We start from the raw sequence: 23,061 nt of genomic DNA, 5'->3' as shown, positions 1-23,061 counted from the left end.
GGTGCGAAACCGTACACTCATGGCCGCCAAAAAGTATCTCCTCGCCTTCATGGTCGTCGGAGGGCTCACGCTGGCCCTCGTTCTCGGCGGACTGCTGCGCTTCTTCACCGGCCACCCCGATGACTGGGTGGGCTGGACGGTGCTGCTCGCGGGCTCGCCGACGCTGCTCCTGGTGACAAGCTACCTCTTCTGGTTCTCCTGGGTATCGGAGCGCGCCCAGGACCGCAGCAGCCTGCTCACCCGGCTCGCCGAAGGCGACCTCACCAGCATGTCCTACGGGGGTATCGGAGATCAGCGCGATGTGCGCCGGCTCCTCTACTCCCTGCGCCGCGCGCTCACCCAGGTGCAGCGGGTGACGGGCAACGTGCACCGCACCTGCCAGGGGGTGAGCGAGGAGGTGCGCATGCTCCTGGAGGCCGCGCGCCGCCAGGGCGGAGCGGTGGAGCGCTCACAGGAGTCGGTGGACAGCATGGGCCAGAGTCTCCAGGCCGCGGGCAAGCGCGTGACGCAACTGGAGAGCTTCGCCCAGGAGACGAACGGCTCGCTGGTGGAGATGACCGAGCGGCTGGGACAGGTGGCCGAGGCGCTGCTGGCGCTGGACGAGTTCTCGCACCGCACCACCCAGCAGGTGCAGGCCATGAGCGAGCGGCTGCACCACATCGCGTCCTCGGGCGACGAGCTGGCGCGCTTCGCCAGCGAGGCGGAAGCCTTCGTCCAGATGGTGCAGACGGGCATCGACGCCGTGCGCCACCGCGCCTCGGAGACGAACCAGCTGGCGCACGCGGTGACGGCCACCGCCGAGCGCGGCGAGGTGCTCGTCAACGACTGCGTCCAGGGCATGTACCGGGTGGAGGAGACGGTCCGCAAGGCCGCGGAGCTGGTGGACTCGCTGGGCGTTCGTTCCACCCAGATTGGCCGCATCGTGGACGTCATCCAGGAGATCGCCGACCAGACGAACCTGCTGGCGCTCAACGCCGCCATCATCGCCGCGCAGGCGGGCGAGCAGGGCCGGCCCTTCGGCGTGGTGGCGGATGAAATCCGCAGCCTGGCCGAGCGCACCGCGCGCTCCACGCGGGAGATCGCCACCATCGTCGGGGGCGTGCGCAGGGAGGTGGACACGGCCGTCTCGCTGGTGAAGGAGGGCCGCGAGCAGGCCGGCACGGGCGTGCTCCTGGGAGACCGGGCGGCCGAGGCGCTGATGGAGATCCGCACCATCACCCAGCGCACCTTCACGGCGGTGGAGGCCACGGTGGCGGAGACGAAGCGGCTGGAGGCCCAGGGCTCCACGGTGGTGGAGGCCAGCCGACGGGTGGCGCGGCGCGTGGACGACGTGACGCGGGCGGCCATCGAGCAGGCGGGGCACGGGCGCGAGCTGGTGCACCAGACGCAGCAGATGGCCAAGCTGGCACAGGAGGCCTCGCACAAGGCGGAGGGCCAGGCGCGCACGGGCCGCGACCTGTCCAACGCGGTGGTGCGGCTGAGCACGGCCATCGAGGAGATTCGCGCGGCGCACGACGTGCTGATGCGCGGGGACTCGGCCATTGGCGAGGAGGTGGCTCGGGTGCGCGAGGACGCGCTCCAGGTCATCCGGATCGGCGACGGACTGAGCCGTACGGTGGAGCAGCTGGCGCACGAGGCGGCCAGTCTGGATGGAGAGGTGTTCCGCTTCCGGCTGCCAGCGCCGAACCCGGGCGGCACGCTGCACGTCGGCATCCACCAGACGGCCTTCGTCCGGGTGCAGGGCGGGTTGGATCCGCTCTTCGCCGTGGAGAACCAGCTGCTGGAGATGTGCGCCTGCGTCTTCTCGGGCCTGCTGCGGATGGATGATGGCGTGCTGGTGCCGGATCTGGCCGAGCGCTGGGAGGCGGATCCCTCGGCACGCCGCTACCGCTTCCACCTGCGGCGGGGCGTCACCTTCCACGATGGGATGCCGCTGAACGCGCGCGACGTGAAGCGTCACTTCGAGCGGCTGCTGGACCCGATGGTGAAGTCGCCGGATAGAGGCCTGCTGGAGGACGTGGAGGGCGCCAAGGCGTTCGTCACGGGCCAGGCTCGCGAGGTGACCGGCATCGAGGTGCTGGACGAGCTCACGCTGGAGATACGGCTGGAGGAGCCCAAGGCCTTCTTCCTCCAGCTGATGACCCTGCCGCGCGCGGCGGTGGCCCGGTTGGGTCCGGGCGGCCAGGCGGTGGGCACGGGCCCCTTCCGGCAGGTGGGCTTCGACTCGAGCCTCATCACGCTCGAGCGCAACCCCACCTACTGGCGCAAGGAACAGCCCCTGCTGGACCGGCTCGAGTTCCATCTGGTGGAGTCGCGAGAGCAGGCCGTGGCCGCGCTGCGGGAAGGGACGGTGGACATCGTCTCCCACCTGTTCGCCCGGCACGTGGAGTCGCTCGAACAGGACGGGCAACAGGTGGTCGCCAGCACCACGCCCTCCACGTCGTTCCTCGGCTTCAGCCTGAGGGAGGCGCCGTACAACGATGTGCGGGTTCGCAAGGCCATCCGGGCGGGCATGGACATCCAGGGGTTGGTGGACCACTTCCACAAGGGCGCGCGCGTGGCCCGCTCGATGACGCCCCCGGAGCTGCTGGACGACGAGGGCTTGATGCCCGAGCCGCGCCTGGACATCGGCCTGGCCGAGCGCCTGCTGCGCGAGGCTGGACTGCGGATGCTGCCATTGACCATCTACCACGCGGTGGGGCGCGACACCTCGGAGGAGGATACCGTCCTGTTCCGGCCGCTGGTGGAGGCGGGGCTGGTGGAGCTCAGGCACCAGGAGCTGCGCGCGGAGGATTTCGGGGAGCGGCGGCGCGAGGGACGGCTGCCGGTCTTCCGGGTGGGGTGGATCGCCGACTACCCGGATCCGGACAACTTCCTCTTCTTCCACCTCAACTCGAAGGCGCAGCTGATCTACTCGCTGGGCTACCGCAACGCGGAGCTGGACAGGCTCACCACGGAGGCGCGCGTCACCATCGACCCGGAGCAGCGCAAGCAGCTCTACCGGCTCGCGGAGCAGATCGTCCACGAGGACTGCCCCACCATCCCGCTCTTCCACCACCGCGTGCACGCGGCGGCGAGCGGCCGGGTGCAGGGACTGCGGCTGCACCAGACCCCCCCGCAGGTGCGCTTCGAGGACCTGTGGCTGGACAAGCAGGAATTGGAGCAGCTGAAAAACTGAGCCTCAGGGGCGCTCGCGCCGTGAGCCGGAGACCGCGGACCCCTGGGGCCATCCGCGTGTCTCCGCCGTGACGAGCGACCCGAGGTCGAACGCCTCCAGCCGCCAGGTGCCCTCACGTTCGAGCATGACGTAGACGGAGCGCCCCACGTAGGCGGCACCAGCCACGCGGGGAGTGCCGGGCAGCGGGCACTGCATGAGCCGCTGGCCCTCGGCGAACACCTGCACGTGTGACTGGGTCCCCCCATCGAACCCAACGCTCGTCACCGTGCTCACCGCGCCGCCCTGGACCAGCGCGGCCTCGTGCAGCACGCCCGGGCTCTCCTCCGACAGCACGGCCGTCTCCCAGCGCACCGCGCCCGCGCGGGCATCGAATGCACGCAGCACGAGCCCCGCCTCCTCCGACCAGGCGAAGGCATACCCGGTGTCGTCCAGCAACAGCACGGGCTCGTCGAGCGGCCGTGTCACCCGCGTCCCCGCATCCCAGTCCGCCAGCACCGATGTCCCCCCGTCCGCGGCCACGAAGGACCGAGCCCCGGCGAAGAGCCACTCTCCCGCCACGGCGAGCGAGGCCCTCGACTCCGGCACCTCCGTGAGCAGCGGTACTGTCTGGAAGCCCGTCCCTCCATCATCCGCGGTGGCGCGCGCGAGCGGTCCACCCGGGGCGAAGAGGAACACCTCTCCGCGCGAGTCCAGTGCCACCCGCGAGCTTCCCGCGAAGCCGTCCACCAGCCCCGAGCGCAGCACTCCCCCATCGGGAGAGAGCACCACGAGCGCCGCGCCCTGCCCCACCCCCGCATCTGGCGGCGCCCACGACACGAGCGACACCACCTCCCCCTGGAGGCCGATCGCGGTCCGCCCAGCGCCCGTGGAGGGGACGAGCCCTCCAGCATCCAACGGCGCTTCGAGGCCACTGAGTGGAACGCGCCACAACGAGGCCCCCGTCCCCGAGGATGCGTAGGACTCGATGGCTCCCGGCTCGTGCAGCACCACGCCCGCGTCCGAGACGGCGAGCAGCGTGCGCGCCGCACCATCCGGGTAGGGCGTCTCGAAGCGCAGGAAGCCATCACCCGTGTACGACACCAATCGGCAACCGGCATCATCACGACACACCGAGGCGAAGAGGGCGCCGCCATGTGAGAGCAGCACCGGCCCGCCGGACTCGGAGGATGGCTCGCCACCAAGAGCCTGGGAGAAGGCTGGCTCGAGCTCCCCCGCGTCCGGACGCACGCACCTGCCGCCGCCGCAGTGGCCTTCGCCCTGGCAGGGCGTGGCGGGCGCACAGAGGAAGCCCTCGGGAGTTGGCACCTCCCGGCAGGTGCCGGAGACACACAACCGCGCGGAGACGCAGTCCACCTCGCCGCAGACGGAGAAGTCCTGGGCATCCACCTCGGTGCAACCTCGCTTCAGGTCACACACTCCCACTCGGCAGGGATTGCCCGACGAGGGACACACCACGGGCGACGTCACACAGCCCAGGTCCGGCGCGCACGCGTCCCGGGTGCAGGGGTTGCCGTCATCACACGAGCGTGGCGAGCCCGCGCACACTCCGGCCTGACAACGGCCCTTCTCCTGGCACCGGCTGTCGGGAATGCACGCCGTATCGTCCGGGGCCACCGACTCCACGCACCCGCCCGGCTCCAGTTCGAAGCGGGACTCGCGGCACGGCGCCGAGGGTACGCACGCCAAGGGCCGCACGCCCTCGCCTCGCAAGGCCACCTCCTCCGTGTGGCTTCCCGCGGACAGCACCAGCGAGCCCTCCGCCAGGCCGTTGCCCGCCGGAAACAGCACCTCCAGGGAGGCCGAGCCAACACCGGGAACGGACACCTCGGTCTCGGACAGGGTGAAGGGTCCGTTCTTCACCAAGGCGAACACCGTCACTCCGGCTCGGCCCGTGCCCACCACCGTCACCGAACGGCGTGCCGTGTCTCCCTCGAGCACCCGGCCGAAGTCGAGCGCCGTCGGCTCCACCCGGAAGTCTCCGCGTGTCCCGCCCACGGGCGGCTCAGCACACCGGCAGCCGCCAACGAGCACGAACGCCACGAGGAGGAGGAACCAGGGGCGGGAACGGAGCATGGTTGCCACTTATCGCGGCCCCCTGCGCGCTCTCAACGCCCCCTCGTGACTCACGGTGGAGGAACCGCTCCACCGTGTCCTTCGGGCAACGTCCAGCGGGACGTCACCCCACCGCACGCACCGGCTGCATGCCATCCAGGAGGGCTTCGGCGAACCGCTCCAGCTCGGCCAGGGGGACGTCCTGCACACTCAGCAGCGTCTTGCCGCGGTGGACGCGCGCGCTGACACTCACGCGCGAGCTCTTCGCGAAGTGCTTCATCAGGCTGTCGCGAAGGAACTGGACGCGGGCGGCATCCGAGGAAGACACGGGCGTGGCCGGCACGCGCTTGTGCTTGAGAGCCAGCTTCAGCTCATCCAGGGAGCAGTCGGCGAAGGGCTTCGACTGCACGGTGCCGCCCTCCACCGGCACTTCGATGGGCACCTGGCCCGGATCACCCTCCGGGAGCCGCAGACCGGCCGCCTTCTCGTAGGTGAGCAGGGTCCCCAGGAGGGTCATCCCGTACGCCACGCAGATGGGCTCCGAGAACTCCCGGGAGACGGTGCCGTACAGGCTCAGGGTCGCCTTGGAGAGCACCTTGACGTGCTGGCTGAAGAACTCCTGGGCGCTGTCGTACCCGCTCTTCCGCGCCAGGTCGTTGTCGACGATGTGGTTGTAGAGCCTGCCGATGTTGTAGTGGCCGGAGTTGCCCTGTGCCACGTAGGCGAGAATCGAGTCCTTCGCCTGCTCGAGCGTCAGGGTGGACAGGGTGTCGCTTCCATTCGTGTCCTGCATCTTGGTGAACCCCCCAATTGGGATTTCAGGCCGCTGAAGTGCGGCGGGCGGGCCGTCGCAAGTCGCGGGCCACCAGAATCTCCCAATGATTTCGCGCCTTTAACTAGCCATCAAGGGGCTGACTGGAGTCCTGGCACAAGGACGGCATCCGCGGCGCAAGACGGGCGCCCGCGGTTCAGGTCTGGTTGACCAGACCTGACCTGCACGGGCCGAGGTCGCTGCACTTCAGGTCTGGTTGACCAGACCTGGGGTTCACCGCTCCGTCGCCGGCGTCTTCCGCTTCGCGAGGGCTCGAACCACCACCGCCAGCACGCCCACCACCACCAGGCCGAGAACGGCCCGCTGGTAGCGCCACATCAGCGACTCCAGCCGCTCCAGGTTTCCACCGACCGCCGCCCCCAGCGCCAGCACCAGCCCCGTGTGAGCCATCGCCGACAGCGCCCCGAGGGTGAGCGCGTTGCTGCGCGGCATGTGCGCCGCTCCCGCCGCCACGAAAATCAATCCCCGTACGCCTGGGATGAAGCGGTTGGCCAGCAACAGCCACGGCCCCTTGTGCCGCATCTGGGACTGCACCGACTCGAGTCGCGCATGCGTGATTCCGAAGAACGCATCATGCGGCCGCCGCTCGAAGCGCCCCACCAGCCACCGGCCCACCTGGTAGTTGATGAATGCCCCCGCCACGCTCCCCGCCACCACCACGAGGAACACCAGCGGCCAGGGGTGCTCGCCTCGCACCGCGTACACCCCGCCCAGCAGCGTGATGGTGTCTCCGGGAAACGGCGGCACCACGTACTCCAACGCCGCCGCCAACCCGAGCACCAGCAGCCCCAGCAATCCGATGTGAGCGATGAGGTTGTCGAGGTACTCGACCATAGGCCGCTAAACTAACCAGCGGCCTCGGGAGGCGGCAGCACCACTCCACCATACTGTGAAGCTTCCAGCGTCCCGCACGCCGCGCCGATCTCCTTGCCCCCCGAGTAGCGCCGGGCAATGGGCGCTCCCAGAATCTGCAGGTGGTCCCGGAAGGCCTTCAGCTCGTCGGCCGAGGGCGGCAGGTACTTCCCCGTCGGGTCCGTCACGTCGATGAGATCCACCTTGATGGGGATGCCCTCGAACGTCTCCTTCAGCGCCAGCGCGTCCTCGCGCCCCATGTTGAAGCCGCTGATGGTCACGTAGGCGATCATCGCCCGTTCGCGGCGCACCGTAGCGTACTCGCGGATGGCGTCCACCAGTTCCGGCAGCGGGTGCGCTTTCTCGATGGGCAGCACCTGGATGCGCTTCTCCGGAATGGCGCTCGTCACCGAGAAGGCCAGCCGGTACGGGTGCCCCTCGCGCACGTAGCGCCGGATGGCCGGCACCATGCCCGCGGTGGAGAAGGTGATGGACGGACCGGCGATGGCGAAGCCCGCCGGGTGGGAGAGGATCTGCGCCGCGCGCAGCGTCTCCGCGTAGTTGAGCAGCGGCTCCCCCATCCCCATGAACACCACGCCGCGCACGGGCCGGTCCGCCTCGGCGCGGATCTGCATCACCTGGTCCAATATCTCCCAGGTGCGCAGGTTGCGCTGGAAGCCCAGCTTGCCCGTCATGCAGAAGTCGCAGGCCAGCGCGCAACCCACCTGGCTGGAGACGCACACCACGTACTTCTCGTCGAAGATGGGGATGCGCACCGCCTCCACCCGGCCGCCCAGGGGCGAGGCGAAGAGGTATTTCACGAAGCCGTCATCGGCCCGGCGGCGCTCCACCACCTCCAGCCGGGGCATCTCCGCGTTCTCCCGGAGGAGCTCCGCGACGCGCCGCGGCACCTGGGGCGCCTGGCACACCTCCTCCACCGAGGCGGCGCCATGGGCGAACACGGCGGCGAACACCTTGCGCACCGCGGTGGGAGAGGGCTGCGCGGCGGACAGCGCCTGCTCCAATTCCGGCAGCGACAGCGACTTCAGGTTGAGTTTCACGAGGCGGACTTGATGCGCGCGCGCAGATATTCGGTGAGCTTCGTCGACACTTCCTGCGGCATCTGCTGGGCCAGCGCCCGCTTGCACAGGCCCGGCGTCGCCTTGTAGGTGCGCAGGAAATCGATGCACGGCGCGCAACCGGACAGGTGCTCGCGCAGATGTTGAGCATCCTCGGGCGACATCTCGCCATCGATGAAGTCCAACAGGAGGGTGATGGCGTCTTTACACGTGTACATCCGGACCTCGGCTGTGGCGTGCCCCGCTACTCACGAAGATGCCCAGCCCCCCGATGGGTTTCACCCGCTCGTACTGCCCTGATTGTAGAACCGATCGATGGCTTCGCGAAGGGCGAGCCGTGCGCGATGCAACCGGCTCTTGATGGCGGGGATGGAATCCCCCGTTACCTCAGCGATCTGTTCGTAACTGAGCCCATCCAGGTCTTTCAAGAGAAAGACCTCCCGGTACCCCTCGGGCAACCGGTCGGTCGCCTCCTGGATGGCCCGCCCCAGCTCGGCGTCCAGGATGCGGCCCTCGGCACTCCGGCTCCAGTCCTGGGCGGGGTACTCGGCCAGGCTCCCCCGCTCGGTGAACTCCGGGCCCTGGATCTCCCCCTCGGCCGCCTGCACCACGCGGCGGTGCCGCAGCCGCATCAGGGAATTGTTCGCGGCGATCCGGTGCACCCACGAGCCAAAGGCCGCATCCCCGCGGAAGTCCTTGAGGTGTTGATAGGCGGACAGGAAGGTGTCCTGGGAGATTTCGGCGGCATCCGCCTCGGAGCGGGTCATCCGCAGCGCCAAGCCGTACACCTTGTCCCGGTTCGCATCCACCAACGCCTCGAAGGCGCTGATGTCGCCGGCCTGGGCCCGCGCCACGAGCTGCCGGTCTTCTTCCTTGTCGGCCTCGTCGGACATTTGGGGCGCACCCTCCCAGCCAAGACCGTCCGGCGTCAAGCGCGCTCTCGGCGCCTGCGGACGGGAGGACGGCTCACGTGTTGACTGCCACGGACCCAGAGCCGGTAGGGTTCCAGGGCCCACTCTCCGGCGTAGTCCACCCCGATGCGCGGCCCCCGCTCCACCTCGACCTCGGTCACCGCCCTTCCCGCCTCCAGGTGAAGCCGCTCGCTCGCCAGGTCCCAGCGATTGTGCGCCAGTGTCAACCCCAAGGCACGGCACAGCCGCCCCGGCCCGTCCGTGCGGGCCTCCGGGGACAGCCCCTCCACCGGCTCCACCGCCCGCACCAGCACCGCCGACGCCACCCCCTCCACATCCGTCACCACGTTGAAGCAGTGGTACATGCCGTAGATGAGGTAGACGTAGGCCCGCCCCGGCGGCCCGAAGAGCACCTCGGTACGCGGGGTACGCCCCTTGGCGGCATGGCAGGCCAGGTCGTGCTCGCCGACGTAGGCCTCCGTCTCCACGATACGGCCCACGCGCCGCCAGCCCCCTTCGTCGACGACGAGATGAGCACCCAACAATTCGCGGGCAACGGTGAGCGCGGGGCGCGCGTAGAAGGAGAGCGGAAGAGACACGGCGAGTGGATGGATGCCGCCCGGCCCTCCCGCCGTCAATGCCCGGAGTGGAGCGAGGGGCCCGAGACTCCCCTGGATTGACAGGCAGCCACCAGGGCCCCCATCCGGTCGCCAGGACAGTTCACAGCGGGGGGCGCGTGGTGCATTGTGCGCCCACCATGGCTTCCACCGGCCGCATTTCCGGTCTACTGCTTCCCCTCTTCTCCCTCCGCTCGAAGACCGACTTCGGTATCGGCGACTTTGGCGGGCTCGATGGCCTCTTCCACTGGATGGAGGCGGCGCGTCAGCGCCTGTTGATGCTGCTGCCGCTGCTGCCCACGGCCCCGGGCGATCCCAGCCCCTACGCCACGCGCTCGGCGTTCGGCCTCAACGCGCTCTTCATCAACCTGGAGATGCTGCCCGAGTTCCACGCCACCGGAGGCGAGGCGGCGCTCTCCGATGAGGACAAGCGCATGTTGGCCGAGGCGCGCTCGGCCCCCCGCATCCGCTATGACCTCGTCTTCCGCCTCAAGGGTGCCGCCTTCCGGCGCGCCTTCGAGCACTTCGAGCGCACCGAGTGGCCCCGCAGCCCGCGTGCCCAGGAGTTCGCGGCGTGGCGCCAGCAGCAGGGCGAATGGCTGGAGAGCTACGCGCTCTACACCGCCATCTCCCACGAGCGGAACCAGTCCCCCTGGTGGGAGTGGCCGGAGCCGCTGCGCGACCGGCACCCGGAGGCGCTCAACGCCGAGACGGCTCGGCTGGAGCGCGAGGTGCGCTACCACGCCTGGCTGCAATGGGTGGCCGAGGTGCAGTGGAACGCGGTGCGCGGGCTGGCCAAGGCGCGCGGCATCCTCCTGTGCGGTGACGAGCCCTTCATCATCGGCCAGGACAGCGCGGACGTCTGGGCCCACCGGGACGTGCTGCGCCGCGACGCGCGCCTGGGCGTGCCTCCGGACGCCTTTTCCGAGACGGGCCAGGACTGGGGCCTGCCCTACTTCGACTTCGAGCAGATGCAGAAGGACGGCTACCGCTGGCTCAAGTCGCGCGCCGCCAAGGCGGCCAGCTACTACGACCTGCGCCGGGTGGACCACGCGGTGGGCTACTTCCGCCAGTGGATTCGCGACGAGAAGACGCCCAAGGGCCGTTTCATCCCCGACAACGAGGAGGCCTGGAAGCGCCAGGGCGAGCACCACTTCCGCCTGCTGTCGCAGAACGCCGGCATCGTCGCCGAGGACCTGGGAGTGATTCCGCCCTTCGTGCGTACCATCCTCAAGGAGCTGGGCCTGCCGGGCTACCGGGTGCTGCGCTGGGAGCGCGACGACAACGTCTACCGCAACCCCCATGACTTCCCGGCCGTGTCGCTCGTCACCACCGGCACGCACGACACCGAGCCCGTGGCCGAGTGGTGGGAGACGGCCACCGACGAGGAGCGCCGGAGCATCGCGCGCGTCTACCCCGAGTTCCAGGAAGCCACCGTGACGCGCGAGTTCACCCCGGCCATCCACCGCGCCATGCTGGCCTCCACGCTCAACGCGGGGAGCGACCTGTGCGTGCTGCCCTGGCAGGACGTGCTCGGCACGCGTGACCGCATCAACCTGCCGGGCTCCATGAACGACGCCAACTGGTCCTACCGCATCACCCAGAACGTGGAGGAGCTCCTCACCCTCGAGGAGACGCGCACGGCCGCCGAGCGGCTGGGACTCCTCACCGCCTCGGCCCGTCGCTGAGGCCACCCACCGGCCCGGGCCGCTCTCCAGGGCGGCCCGGCGCCCAACTCCCCGGGGGACGTATGAAGATTCGCCTCCTCTCGCCGGTGCTGCTGGGCCTCGCGGCCCTGGCCACGGCCTGTCCGGAGCTTCCCACCCCCGAGGAGCGGCTCTGCCAGCGCTACTGCTACGGGCAGTTCCAGGCGGTCCCCAGCAACGGGGCGACGTCCTGCGAGTCGTCCGACGGCGACTATTGGGACGAGTGCGTGCGCACCTGCCAGAAGGACCTCGACTCCGCTGGCGAGGCCTGCCGCACCCCTCTCGTGCAGGCCTACGGCTGCGGCGCGGACCATTCCTGGTTCTGCGTCCCCAAGGAGGGCGGAGGCCGCACCCTCACCCAGTTCGACACGTGCCGCGAGCCCTGGGACGCCGTCTACGCCTGCGAGAAGGCCTCCACCGACGCGGGCACGCCCTGACCCATCAGGGCTCGATGCACTTCACCTGGCCGGGGAAGCCATCGAAGATGGCGCACTGGCGCCCTTCCTTCTCGCACTGGAGCCGCTCGCACACATCCAGGAAGAGGCACAGCGCGGGTGAGCGGCCGTAGTCGAAGAACACCTCCAGACAGGCCTGGCCCTCATAGGGACAGCCGAACGTGGAGCAGTACTGGAGACCCGCCTCCGGGTCACCCAGCGTCTGGCCTTCTTTCACCCGTACCGCTTCGTCCGGGGACACCCCGCAGGAGGTGAGCACCACCAACGCCGCCGCGCCCAGGAGTCCTCTGATTGCCCATGGCATACGGACCAACTCTGTAGCAGGCAAGCGCGCGATGCACGTCCGAAGGGCCTCCTGGCGCGTGCCACCGGACAGAGTGTCCCGAAGAACGGTACCGACTGTCCGTTGCAGGAGGGCACTCCCGCCAGACGAGTCAACCGACCAACTTCCAGGCTATGTACCCGTGTGTGGACGTCGCGGCCCGACACCTTCGTCAACTCCTCCCAGTCCTCGTCCTCCTCGCCCTCTCGGCCGGGTGCGCCACCACCTCCTCTTCGGGCGCCCAGGCACCGGACCAGCCCAAGGTGGTGGGGCTCGACATCCAGGGCACCAACCAGGTCAAGGCCTCCGACATCAAGGACAAGATCGTCACCAGCAAGACACCCTGGTGGGAGCCCTTCAACCCCTTCGTCCCGCCGAACTACTTCGACCCCAACACGTGGCAGGCGGACCTCAAGCGCATCCTCCGTTACTACGAGTCCGAGGGCTTCTATCAGGCGAAGATCCTCTCCGAGGCGGTGCGGCCCGAGGGGGACGATGCCGTGGCGCTCGAGGTGAACGTGAGCGAGGGCCAGCCCACCCAGGTCACCGCCGTCGGCGTGACGGGCCTGGAGGAGCTGCCCGCGGCGCACCGGGAGAAGGCGCTGGAGGAGTTGCCACTGGCGCAGGGCCATGTCTTCCGCGAGGAGGATTGGGAAGCGATGAAGGAGGTGGTGCAACAGCGGCTGCGCGAGCTGGGCTACGCCGAGGCGACGGTGAGCGGCGAGGTCCGGGTGGACGTGGTCACGCTGGGAGCACAGGTGGACCTGCGGGTGGAGCCGGGCCCGCGCTACCGCTTCGGCACCATCTTCGTGGCCACGGACGCCAATCCGCAGGTGAACCCGCGGCGCATCATCGAGCAGGCGCAGGGCGCCGTCCGCAAGGGTGACTGGTTCAGCGAGTCGGCGCTGGCCGAGGCCCAGGCACGCGTCTTCCGCATGGGCGTCTTCGGCGCGGTGAAGGTCAACCGCGGCGCGCCAGACCGCGACTCCCGCACGGTGCCGGTGGTGGTGGACGTGCGCGAGGCCCCCTTCCGCTCCATCCGGCTGGGAGGCGGCGTGGGCGTGGACTCGGCCCGGCAGGAGGTGCGCGTGCTGGGCGAGTGGACGCACCGCAACTTCTTCGGCGGCCTGCGCCGGCTCACCGTGGGCGGCCGGCTGGGCTACGCCTTCATCCCCAACATCACCGCCGCCTTCGACAAGATCGACATCGATGGGGATGGGGACGGGGACGAGCCGAACATCTCCACCCCGCACGGCCTCGTCGGCCAGCTCTACGTCCAGTTCGAGCAGCCGCGGTTCCTCGCCCGCGACCTGCGGCTGCAGGCCTCCCTCACCGGGGAGCGGGGACTGGAGCAGGCCTACAACTTCATCGGCGGGCGCGGGCGAGGCGGTGTCGTCTGGCAGCCCCACCCGGACTTCTCCCTCAACTCCAGCTACAACCTGGAGGTCTACCGGCTCCAGGGCCAGCGAGGCCTGCAGGACCAGACGACCGTCCCGCCCCTCGTGCTGGGCTGCCCGTCGGGCACGGGTCAGCTGGACACCTGCAACATCTCGGTGAGCTACCTCGAGGAGATCGCCGAGTGGGACCGCCGCAATGATCCGCTCGCGCCGAACAGTGGCTACTACGCCGCGCTGTCACTGCAGGCAGGTGGTGGGCCGCTGCTGGGGGATTACACCTTCGGGCGCGTGCTCCCGGAAGTGCGCGGCTACATCAACTTCGGCCCGAAGGACCGCTTCATCCTCGCGGCGCGGCTGCGGATGGGCACCCTCCTGACCCCCGTCATCACCAACGAAGCCGGCGAGCGCGTCCGGCAGGAGAGCGCCATCGTCAACCGCTTCTTCGGGGGTGGAGGCTCCTCCATGCGTGGCTTCAACGCCCGGCGGCTGTCTCCCATGAACAAGAGCAACCCGGGCGCGGAGCAGCCCTCGGACCAGGTCGTCCCCGTCGGTGGCAACAGCCTCGTCGAGACCTCCGTGGAGCTGCGCTACAAGCTGTTCAAGGACCTGGAGCTCGCCGCCTTCCACGACTCCGGCCTGGCTGGCGCCGGCTCGCTGAACTTCGGTCCCCACCAGGACGACATCCGCAAGGAGAGCAGCCGCATCTTCGGAGACTACCACTACCAGGCGGTGGGTATCGGCGTGCGCTACTTCACCATCGTGGGGCCCATCCGGCTGGACATCGCCCGTCGGTTGAATATCGGCAAGCCCCTGCCCATCTTCGACCCCACGACGGGCCAGGCCGGCGACACCGTCGACGGATTCAAGGACTGCTTCGGACTCGGAGCGAAAAAGGACAGCAACGGGAAGAGCGTCTCCGTCCCTTACGCGGGAGCCCCGGAAGGACTCTGCACGTTCTTCCTGTCGATTGGAGAGGCGTTTTGAGCGGCAGCGTCAGCGAATCGGGTCCCGGGACTCCCTCCTCTCCTCGGCGCCGCCGGGGACGTTGGCTCCTCTGGGGCCTGCTCGGTTTCCTCGGGCTCGTGGTGGTGCTCGTGGCCGGCGCGCTCGTCTACTTGACGGGAGCCGCCGGTGAGGCCCGCGTCCGCGCCCTGGCCGTCGAGCAGGCGAACAAGCAGCTCTCCGGCCGCCTGGAGGTGGGGGGACTGGACCTGGGTGTGCGCTCCGCTGTCCTCACCGGGTTGAAGCTGTATGACCCCGAGGGGGAGCTGGTGGCGGAGGTGGAGCGGGTGGAGGTGCAACTGGGACTCGCCCCGCTGCTGCGCAAGCACGTGGTGCTGCGCTCCGCGCGGATGGAGCAGCCCCACCTCTACCTCCGTCAGGACGAGCGCGGCCTCAACCTCACCCGTGCCATCGCTCCCCGGGAGCCCAAGCCGGAGGAGCCCGCCACGTCGCAGCGGGGCACCCTGCGATTCACCCTCGAGGACTTCCAGCTGGAGAATGGCTCCGTCGATTACGTGGTCGAGGCGCCGGAGGGCAACCGCGAGGTGCGCCTGGATGACCTCGATGCCAACGGCGCCGCGGCCTGGGTGGCGGCCACCGAGGGACTCGACGCGAAGCTCGACGCCACCGCCAGCCTCGCCCGTCCCACGACGGGCCCGGTGCGCCTGTCCCTGAAGGCACAAGGTGAAGAGGGCAAGCTGAACGCCGACGTGGACCTCGACGCTCCCGGACTCGGCCTCCAGGCCCGCGGTGGGATGCAGGGCGAGCAGCAGGCACACGCCGAGGTGCGCAACCTCACCCTCGGCCCGGAGCTGGCGCGCGCCCTCGTGCCCTCGTACCCCGTGGTCGTCCCCGTCACCCTCGCGGGTACCGTGGACCAGAAGGGGGACACGCTCCAGGTGGACCTGGGCGCTCGGGCCGCGGGCGGCACCACCGAGGTGAAGGGCGCCCTGGACATGGAGCAACTGCGCACGGACGGCCTCACCGCCCGCGTGCGCGAGTTGGACCTGGCGAAGCTGCTGGGCGGCGGACCGAGCACCCAGCTCGCGGCGGACCTGCGCGTGACGGGGGGCGGCAAGAGCCTGGAGACGCTCCAGGGGACGGTGGATCTCACCGTGCCGCCCTCGCGCATCGCCGACCGGCCACTCGGGCCGGTGGAGCTGCACGCCAGCGCGAACAACGGCCGCTTCGAGCTCTCCCAGCTCCAGGCGCAGGCTCCCGGCGCCAGCCTCACCGCGCGCGGCGGAGGCACCCAGGAGGATTTCCGCCTCGAGGGCCGACTCGTCGCCTCCAACCTGGACACCTTCGCCAACACCGTGGGCCGGCTGGGCAGTGGAAAGCCCCTGCCCCTCTCCGGCCATGGCGCCCTGGACTTCACCGTGTCCGGCTCCGTCCGCCAGCCCGCCATCGCCCTCTCCGGCGGGTTCGACGCGCTCGCCTGGGCGGACACGGCCGTGACGGGCCTCACGCTGGAGGCGCGCGTGCCGGACGTCACCCAGCCCCTCACCGCGGACGCCACGCTCGAGGCCGCCCGGCTGACCACCGGCGGCCGCACCTTCGAGAACCTGAATGCCTCGCTCGCCACCCAGGGCCGGGCCCTCGAGGCCAGCGTGACCACCGGGGGCACGACGAACCTCCTCCTCTCGCTGCGGGGCACCGTGGACAAGGACAGCCAGGGCCTCGGCATCGACGCCCTCGCGCTGCGCTACCCCGAGGCGGGGTGGACGCTCCAGCGCCCCACGCACGTGAGCTGGGGCAACGGCCGTGTGGAGGTAGCGCCGCCCCTCACCCTCTCCTCCGGGCCTCAATCCCTCTCGCTGGCCCTGGCCATGGAGGGCGAGCGCATCACCGCGCGCACGGAGCTACAGGCCTTCGACCTCGGACGACTGCCCAAGGCGTTCCTTCCGCCCTCGCTCGACGTGGACGGACAGCTCTCCGGCCACCTGGCGGTGAACGGGCGCCTGCCCCAGCCGGACGCCGACATGGACCTCACCCTGCGGGGCGGTCGCTACCAGCAATACGCGGACCTGGACCTCGACCTGCGGGGCAAGTACCTGCGAGACCGCGCCACCGGCACCTTCGCCATGAGCGCTCCCGCTGGCCGCGCCTCCGCCAACTTCGACGTCCCCGTGCAGGGACTGATGAAGCGCCGCCGCGAGCCCGTGAGCCTGGAGCTGACGATGGACCAGGTGGACATCGGCCCCGCGCTGCGCATGGCCGGGCAGCCCGAGTCCGCCACCGGCATCCTCTCCGGCACCGTGCGCGTACAGGGGCTGGCGAACGACCCGCGTCTGGAGCTGTCGCTGAAGGGCTCGCAGCTGCGCTACTGGGGCGTGCCTCCCCAGCAGCCCCCACCCGTGGTGCTCGCCCCCGGCGCGCTCCCACCCGAGCTGCGGGGTGAGCCGCTGGGCTTCGAGCTCGTCGCCCGCTCCGACGACAAGGACGGCTCGCTCAGCGCGCGCCTGGACCTCCGAGGCATCGGCTCGACGGCCTATGCCTCGGTGGAGACGCCCTTCTCCCTGGGCCGGCTGATCTCCAACCCGCCCACCGCGGCTCAATTCATGGAGACGCCCATGCGGAAGCTGGAGGCCCATGTGACCGAGGCTCCGCTGGGGCTGCTGTCGCAGCTCGGCCTCGCCACGCGGGCCGGTGGCCTGGTGTCCATGACGGCCAATCTCACCGGCCCCCTGCTGGCGCCCGTGGGCGAGCTGAAGGTGGAAGCCCGGCGGGCGACGATGAATGGCATCGAGCCGCTCGACGGCACCCTCACGCTGTACACGGACGCCTCCAGCGTGAAGCTCCAGCTCGTCGCGAAGCGCGAGGCCTCTTTGCTGGCGCAGGTGGACGCCCTCATCGACGCGCCCATCGCCGCGCTGCAGGACCAGGAGGTGGTGGGACAGGTGCCCTTCAAGCTCCACGCACGCAGCGGCCCCGTGCCCCTGCGGGAGCTGCCCGGCATGGCCTCGCAGCAGCAGCGGACGCCCGCCGCTCCCCAGCAGCCCCTCCAGGGCATCCTCTCCCTGGAGCTGGCCGCGAGCGGCACGCTGGATGACCCCAAGGTGGAGCTCACCTCCGGCATGCAGCAGCTCGGCGTGCGCCAGTTCGCGCTCGGCCAGGCGCGCCTCCACTACACCTACGAGGACACCCGCTCCGCGCTGGACGCGCTCCTCACCTCGCCCAATGGGGGCACGCTGCTGGTGCGCGGCCAGGCGAAGCAGACGCTCTCCCTGCCCGCGATGCGCCGGGGCGTGGACTTCACCCGCGCGTCCTTCGAGATGGACCTGGACGCGCGGCAGTTCGACCTGTCCTTCCTCTCCGGCTCGCAGATTCCCATGGTGCGCACCATCGGCGGCATGCTTCAGGCGGATGCTCACATGAGCGGCACCGTCGGAGCTCCCAGCTACCGCGGCACCTTCCAGTGGAAGGACGGCCGGCTCGCCCTCGATGGCTACGGCGAGTACCGGGACGTGCAGGTGGCGCTCGACGTCACCGACAAGCACCTGGCGCTCACCGAGCTCTCCGCCCGCAGCGGCTCCGGCACCCTGCGCTTCACCGCCCAGGCGGACCGGAAGCTCACCGACGGGAGGAAGGGTCCGGAGAGCTATTACGATCTCACCGGCGAGGGGGAGATGAATGACTTCCCGCTCGTCTCCGACGACCAGCTGATTGCCACCCTCTCCCTGCACACCACGCTCAAGGGACTGGTGAGCGACAAGCAGGTCTACCTGAGCGACGTCTCCCTCCCCGAGGCGCACATCAACCTCCCGGAGGCGAAGCGCAAGGACGTCCAGTCGATGGATCGCCCCGAGGGCATCGTCCTGGTGCGCAACGGGGTGCCGCTGGAACCGGACAAGCGCAAGAAGGCGCCCGCCAATGGAAACGCGCCCGGCACGGCCACGGGTGGTGCGGGCACGCAGGAGGAGTCGCAGCTCCGCTACGAAATCATCGTGAATGCCCCGAGGAACCTGTGGATCCACAGCTCGGACATCAACGCGGAGCTCGGTTTCGAGCGCGGCCTGCGCGTGCAATACCAGAACGACGAACTCTCCCTGGGCGGCACGGTGAAGGTCCTGCGCGGCGAGGTGGAGGTGCTGGGCCGGCGCTTCACGGTGCAGAACTCCAGTTACGTGCGCTTCACCGGCCCGCCGACCCAGCCCTTCATCAACGCCACCGCCGAGTACGACAACGAGCGCTCGGGCGTGAAGGTGTTCGTCGCCATCCGCGGACAGGGCAAGGACTTCACCATCAAGCCCACGAGTGATCCGCCGCTGCCGGAGACGGAGATCTACACCCTGCTGGCCACGGGCCGGCGCACGCTCCGGGCGGGCTCGGGCGCGTCGATGAACCAGGGACAGGTGGCGTCGGTGCTGGGCTCGGTGCTGGCCTCGCAAGTGCGCAACGCGCTGGCCGCGAAGCTGCCGCTGGACGTGTTCACCCTCGAGGCCGGTGACGATGGCCTGGCGGGGACGCGGCTGGAGGTGGGCAAGTACCTCACGGAGAAGCTGTACCTGGGCTACAGCGGCCGCCTGGGGACTCCGCAAAACCAGTCCACCACCCGGCGGGAGAACGCCAACACCGTGCGGCTGGAGTACCAGTTCACCCCGAGCTGGGGCTTCCAGCTGGAGTACGGTGACCTCCAGGTGGGTGGCGCGGACGTCATCTGGGGCAAGGAGTACTGACGCCCTACTCCACCCCGCCCAGCAGGAAGGACAGCAACAGCAGGGTGAGGACGACGGACGTCACCGTGACGAAGGCCCGGTCCCGCTGCCGGCCGAAGGTGAGCAGCGAGAGGGCCACCCGCAGCACCGGGGTGGCCATCAACACCAGCAGCCCCACCATCACGAAAGCCTGCCCCCGGGCGTTCATCGCGTCCGCGAGCACTTCCGCCAGCGCATGCGGCCCGCGCTCCGGAGCCGTGAGGCGCTGGAGCGCCTGTGCCGAGGAGAAGTAGTCGCGGTGGTGGAAGAAGGTCAGCGACATGCCGAACGTCACCAGCGTGAGGCTGACCACCACTCCGGCGCGCAGCAGGTTGCTGATGAGTACCTCGGGGCCCGCGTCCCGCGCCAACGCGTCCGAGGTGTCAGGGGAATGCGAGACGAAAGGCTCCACGCTCATGGGCTCACTCCCTTGCGCAGCATCTGGAAGGCGACCCCCAGCAGCACCACCACGAAGAGGCCTCGCAGCCAGGAGCTCTTCACCTTGGTGAGGAAGCGAGAGCCGGTGAGGGCGCCCAGCACCACCCCGGCGCACACAGGGCCGGCGATGAACGGGTCGATGTCACCTCGCGCGAAGTAGACGCCCGCGCTGGCCGCGGCGGTGACTCCAATCATGAAGTTGCTGGTGGCGGTGGACACCTTGAGGGGCAGGCCCATGGCCAGGTCCATCGCCGGCACCTTCAGCGCTCCCGAGCCGATGCCCAGCAGCCCGCTCACCGTGCCCGCCGCGTACATGAGGCCCAGGCCCGTCAGGGGGCGGGTGACGCGGTAGGGCACCTCGCGTCCGGTCTCCTCGTCCCAGTAGCTGCCGTGCAGCCCCAGGCGGTCCGCGAGCGCGTCGGGCGGAAGCGCCCCGGCCACGCACTGCCCACCGCGCAGCTTGCTCAGCATGGCGAGCGCCGAGTACCCCATCACCACGCCGAAGACGACGTACAGCCAGCGCCCGCTGATGAGGCCCGCGAGCGAGGCGCCCGTCAGCGCCCCGGCGGTGGTGGCCAGCTCGAGGAACATGGCCACGCGCAGGTTGGTGAGACGCTCACGCACATAGGCGGCCGCGGCACCACTGGAGGTGGCGATGACGGACACGATGGAGGCGCCCACCGCGTAGCGGATGTCCACGCCGAGCAGCAGGGTGAGCACCGGCACGAGGATGAGGCCTCCTCCGAGTCCCAGGAGCGAGCCCATCAGCCCGGCTCCGAGGGACACGACGAACACCACGACGGTGAAGAGGAAGGGCGTCACGGAGGTGGACGCATCCTTCCGCCATCTTCCCGGGGCGCGCAACGCGGTCGCGCGCGCATCGGCTCGCTCGGCTGGCCGACCGCTCCCCCAGGGGAGGCCGGTCCTGGTGTACCCCCTCAGCGCCCCGCCGGCCGCAGGCAGTCCAGCTCCAGGTCCAGCAGGAAGGACAGGAAGGCGTTGTCCCCCACCGCCGCGCGCGCCTCCTCCACCCGCGCCCGCGCCGCGTCCCACGAGCCCTCGCGCTTGAGCCGCGTGGACTCCAGCACCCGCCGGTTGGCTTCCAGTTCGCGCGACAGCCGCCTCGCATCCAATTGCTCCGCCCTCACGAGCGCCGGGGGCTGCGCCAGCGCGAGCATCGCCTCCGGGTCGAACGGCTTGTCCGCGTTGAAGAGGAAGTACTCCACCGCCGGCTCGTCGTCCGTCACCGGCTGGTAACCCTGCGTCCAGCGCCGCAGCGCCTCCGTGCCCGCCACGTACGTGCCCATGAGTCCATACGGCGAGGTGAATCCCACGTCCGCCAGCGAGCGCGCCACCGAGGCCTGCGTCCACCGGGCCTCCCAGCCCGCCACGTCCACCGCCAGCGGCCGGTCCGACGCCACCAGTACCGCCTCGTAGTCCGAGGGAATCCACAACGTCACCTCGGGGAAGGCCTCCAGCAACGAGGCCACCATGCCCCGCGTCAGGTTGTCCGGCTGCTGTTGCAGGGGAATCCACTGCGCCAGCACCCCGCCTGGCGCCAGCCGCCGCTTCACCTGCTGGTAGAACTCGGTGGTGTAGAGGCTCACCACGCCCGCCGAGCGCGGCGGCGGAGGCTCGAAGGAGATGACGTCGTAGCTCCCCTGCGTGGACAGCAGGAAGTGTCGCCCGTCGTCGAACACCACGTGCGCGCGCGGATCCTCCGCCACGCCATGGTTGTGCTCGGCGAAGTGCGGCGCGGCGGCCAGCACGTCCGGGTTGGTGTCCACGATGGTGAGCGAGGCCAGCCCCGGATGGCTCGCGAAGGAGCCCGCGGTGCTGCCCGTGCCGAAGCACACCTGCAGCACCTGCTTCGGCTCCGGGTGCAGCAGCATGGGCAGGTGCGCCAGCGTGGCCATGTAGCGCTTCCTCGGCAGCGCCGTGTTCGCGTACGACACCGAGCCGAACAGCAACTGCTGGTGGCGGAAGCTCCGCTCCCGGCACCCCGGGCCGCACGCGTACAGGCCCGAGTCGCACACGGACGTGGTGTCGTACTCGAGCACCGCCAGCGCCCCGTCCACGCCCTCGCGCACGAAGCGCACCCGCGAATCCGAGTGCTCGGCGAAGGCGCGCACCAGCAGGTCCCCCGGCACCATCACCACCGCCACCACGAGCAGCGCCGCCCCGGCCCACATGCTGCGCCGGGCGCTCGGCCGCGCCTCGGAGTCCAGCGCCTGCACACCCAGCGCGAGCGCCATGTTGAGCCCGCACACCCCCACGAACGTCCACTGCGTCCCCACCGCCGGCACCAGCACGAAGCCCACCAGCAGCGAGCCGACGATGCCGCCCAGCGTGTTCACCGAGTACAGCAGTCCCACGTTGCTGGCGGCGCTCGCCACGTGCCGGGTGGTGAGCTGCACCACCAGCGGGAAGATGACTCCAATGAGGGAAGCGGGCACGAGGATGACGAGCGCCGCGTGCAGCAGCATGCCGGCGTAGACGGCGTTGGGGCCCCAGCCGCCCACCAGCCCGGAGAGCACCTGGCTCACCGGGCGGGACATGCCCAGCAGCGCCAGGGAGAGCAGGCCCGCGAAGGACAGCATCGCCTCCACGGAGACGAAGAGCTCCAGCTCGCGCACCCGCCCGGCCAGCCGCAGCGAGTAGAAGAGCCCTCCGATGACGAGCCCCAGCAGGAACGTCACCAGGAGGATGGTGAAGGCATACGTGGAGGAGTCCAGCGAGGTGGAGAGGACGCGGAACCAGAGCACCTCGTAGGAGATGGACGCGAAGCCGCACAGCGCGAAGGCGGTGACGAGCAACGTGCGGCGCGCGCCGTGGAAGGTGGCGGAGGCGTCGGGAGCCTCGGCGGGGGCGGGCGCGCTGGCCGGAAGGGGCTCGGGGCGCAGCCGCAGGTGCAGGAGGAACACGGCGAGCCCCACCAGCAGGTTGAGCCCCGAGGCGAGCGCCGCCGTGCGCCACAGGCCCACCGCGCCGATGAGGTAGAAGCCCGCCAGCCCGCAGCCGAGCGCCGCGCCCAGGGTGTTGAGGGCGTACAGCACGCCGAAGGAGCGCCCCAGCCCCTCCAGCTGGCGCGCCACGAAGCGCACGAGCACCGGCAGCGTGCCACCCATGAAGAAGGTGGGCGGCAGCACCAGCAGGAAGGCCAGCACCCCGCGCACCGGCAGCGGCCCTCCGCCCGGCAGGCCCAGCGCGGAGAGCCACTCGGGCAGGGTGGCCAGCACATGGGTGATGCCCAGCGCGAGCACCCCCGTGGCGGCCTCCAGCAGCCCGTAGGCCAGCAGCGGGCGGCTCAACCTGTCCGCGAGCCGCCCCAGGGCGAGACTGCCCAGGACGAGCCCCGCCAGGAAGGCGGACACCACCAGGCTCGCGGCGAACGTGGTGTGGCCCACCACCAGCGTCAGGTAGCGGACCCAGATGACCTCGAAGACGAGCCCGCTCATGCCGGAGGCGACGAAGAGCAGGCCCACGGCGGCGAACACCCTGGCGGAGATTCGATTCACGGGAG

General features: G+C 70.2%; 16 protein-coding genes. 5 read left to right on the top strand and 11 right to left on the bottom strand.

Going from position 1 to position 23,061, the window contains the following annotated elements; all coding sequences use genetic code 11:
- Positions 1-19 precede the first annotated feature (19 nt).
- Positions 20-3,178, top strand: a complete 3,159-nt coding sequence (locus tag JRI60_RS07405; RefSeq protein ID WP_204225145.1) for an ABC transporter substrate-binding protein — start codon at positions 20-22, stop codon at positions 3,176-3,178.
- Between the two features lie 3 nt (positions 3,179-3,181).
- Here the strand turns inward: JRI60_RS07405 and JRI60_RS07400 are convergent, their stop codons facing one another.
- From JRI60_RS07400 to JRI60_RS07370, 7 genes are all read right to left on the bottom strand, one after another.
- Entirely contained in the window at positions 3,182-5,251 is a 2,070-nt protein-coding gene (locus JRI60_RS07400) for a hypothetical protein (RefSeq protein ID WP_204225144.1), read from the bottom strand.
- Between the two features lie 103 nt (positions 5,252-5,354).
- Positions 5,355-6,023 (bottom strand): hypothetical protein, encoded by a 669-nt coding sequence (locus JRI60_RS07395; RefSeq protein ID WP_204225143.1) that lies wholly within the window; start codon positions 6,021-6,023, stop codon positions 5,355-5,357.
- A 252-nt stretch (positions 6,024-6,275) separates the two neighbouring features.
- Positions 6,276-6,896: a DedA family protein gene (locus JRI60_RS07390; protein WP_204225142.1), complete on the bottom strand. Its 621-nt coding sequence runs from the start codon at positions 6,894-6,896 to the stop codon at positions 6,276-6,278.
- An 11-nt stretch (positions 6,897-6,907) separates the two neighbouring features.
- On the bottom strand, positions 6,908-7,975 hold the full coding sequence (locus JRI60_RS07385) for a radical SAM protein (protein WP_204225141.1): 1,068 nt from the start codon (positions 7,973-7,975) through the stop codon (positions 6,908-6,910).
- The gene (locus JRI60_RS07380; protein ID WP_204225140.1) at positions 7,972-8,211 is read right to left on the bottom strand and encodes an anti-sigma factor family protein; all 240 of its coding nucleotides are present in this window, start codon (positions 8,209-8,211) and stop codon (positions 7,972-7,974) included. The genes JRI60_RS07385 and JRI60_RS07380 overlap by 4 nt, the downstream gene beginning before the upstream one ends.
- Positions 8,212-8,271: 60 nt before the next feature.
- Entirely contained in the window at positions 8,272-8,886 is a 615-nt protein-coding gene (locus JRI60_RS07375) for an RNA polymerase sigma factor (protein WP_204225139.1), read from the bottom strand.
- 35 nt (positions 8,887-8,921) lie between these two features.
- Entirely contained in the window at positions 8,922-9,503 is a 582-nt protein-coding gene (locus tag JRI60_RS07370) for a DNA-3-methyladenine glycosylase (protein ID WP_204225138.1), read from the bottom strand.
- A 158-nt stretch (positions 9,504-9,661) separates the two neighbouring features.
- On the opposite strand from JRI60_RS07370, the gene JRI60_RS07365 reads away from it, so the two are divergent.
- On the top strand, positions 9,662-11,209 hold the full coding sequence (locus JRI60_RS07365; RefSeq protein WP_204225137.1) for a 4-alpha-glucanotransferase: 1,548 nt from the start codon (positions 9,662-9,664) through the stop codon (positions 11,207-11,209).
- Positions 11,210-11,271: 62 nt separating this feature from the next.
- Positions 11,272-11,664 (top strand): hypothetical protein, encoded by a 393-nt coding sequence (locus JRI60_RS07360; RefSeq protein WP_204225136.1) that lies wholly within the window; start codon positions 11,272-11,274, stop codon positions 11,662-11,664.
- Positions 11,665-11,668: 4 nt separating this feature from the next.
- Here JRI60_RS07360 and JRI60_RS07355 read toward each other — a convergent pair whose 3' ends face one another.
- Complete coding sequence (locus tag JRI60_RS07355; RefSeq protein WP_204225135.1) at positions 11,669-11,986, bottom strand: hypothetical protein; 318 nt, start codon at positions 11,984-11,986, stop codon at positions 11,669-11,671.
- Positions 11,987-12,150: 164 nt separating this feature from the next.
- On the opposite strand from JRI60_RS07355, the gene JRI60_RS07350 reads away from it, so the two are divergent.
- On the top strand, positions 12,151-14,385 hold the full coding sequence (locus JRI60_RS07350) for a BamA/TamA family outer membrane protein (protein ID WP_430384368.1): 2,235 nt from the start codon (positions 12,151-12,153) through the stop codon (positions 14,383-14,385).
- Positions 14,382-19,082 carry a translocation/assembly module TamB gene (locus JRI60_RS07345; protein ID WP_204225133.1) on the top strand — a complete coding sequence of 1,567 codons (4,701 nt, stop codon included), beginning with the start codon at positions 14,382-14,384 and terminating at the stop codon, positions 19,080-19,082. The genes JRI60_RS07350 and JRI60_RS07345 overlap by 4 nt, the downstream gene beginning before the upstream one ends.
- 4 nt (positions 19,083-19,086) lie before the next feature.
- Here the strand turns inward: JRI60_RS07345 and JRI60_RS07340 are convergent, their stop codons facing one another.
- The 3 genes from JRI60_RS07340 to JRI60_RS07330 form a co-directional block, all read right to left on the bottom strand.
- Entirely contained in the window at positions 19,087-19,518 is a 432-nt protein-coding gene (locus JRI60_RS07340) for a DUF1634 domain-containing protein (protein ID WP_204225132.1), read from the bottom strand.
- A complete protein-coding gene (locus tag JRI60_RS07335) occupies positions 19,515-20,360 on the bottom strand; it encodes a sulfite exporter TauE/SafE family protein (RefSeq protein ID WP_204225131.1) in 846 nt (281 codons plus the stop codon). The genes JRI60_RS07340 and JRI60_RS07335 overlap by 4 nt, the downstream gene beginning before the upstream one ends.
- 116 nt (positions 20,361-20,476) lie before the next feature.
- Positions 20,477-23,056, bottom strand: coding sequence for a fused MFS/spermidine synthase (locus tag JRI60_RS07330; RefSeq protein ID WP_204225130.1), 2,580 nt, complete (start codon positions 23,054-23,056; stop codon positions 20,477-20,479).
- Positions 23,057-23,061: the final 5 nt, after the last annotated feature.

Source organism: Archangium violaceum (genome assembly GCF_016887565.1).
Classification (GTDB): domain Bacteria; phylum Myxococcota; class Myxococcia; order Myxococcales; family Myxococcaceae; genus Archangium; species Archangium violaceum_B.
Note: the sequence above shows the minus strand (reverse complement) of the source record. Positions and strands in the feature narration are given on the sequence as shown.

Excerpts from the sequence above, each read along its gene's own strand:
- JRI60_RS07355 (WP_204225135.1), bottom strand. The coding sequence starts at position 11,986 with ATGCCATGGGCAATCAGAGGACTCCTGGGCGCGGCGGCGTTGGTGGTG.
- JRI60_RS07360 (WP_204225136.1), top strand. The coding sequence starts at position 11,272 with ATGAAGATTCGCCTCCTCTCGCCGGTGCTGCTGGGCCTCGCGGCCCTG.
- JRI60_RS07390 (WP_204225142.1), bottom strand. The coding sequence starts at position 6,896 with ATGGTCGAGTACCTCGACAACCTCATCGCTCACATCGGATTGCTGGGG.
- JRI60_RS07395 (WP_204225143.1), bottom strand. The coding sequence starts at position 6,023 with ATGCAGGACACGAATGGAAGCGACACCCTGTCCACCCTGACGCTCGAG.
- JRI60_RS07380 (WP_204225140.1), bottom strand. The coding sequence starts at position 8,211 with ATGTACACGTGTAAAGACGCCATCACCCTCCTGTTGGACTTCATCGAT.
- JRI60_RS07365 (WP_204225137.1), top strand. The coding sequence starts at position 9,662 with ATGGCTTCCACCGGCCGCATTTCCGGTCTACTGCTTCCCCTCTTCTCC.
- JRI60_RS07375 (WP_204225139.1), bottom strand. The coding sequence starts at position 8,886 with ATGTCCGACGAGGCCGACAAGGAAGAAGACCGGCAGCTCGTGGCGCGG.
- JRI60_RS07400 (WP_204225144.1), bottom strand. The coding sequence starts at position 5,251 with ATGCTCCGTTCCCGCCCCTGGTTCCTCCTCCTCGTGGCGTTCGTGCTC.
- JRI60_RS07340 (WP_204225132.1), bottom strand. The coding sequence starts at position 19,518 with ATGAGCGTGGAGCCTTTCGTCTCGCATTCCCCTGACACCTCGGACGCG.
- JRI60_RS07405 (WP_204225145.1), top strand. The coding sequence starts at position 20 with ATGGCCGCCAAAAAGTATCTCCTCGCCTTCATGGTCGTCGGAGGGCTC.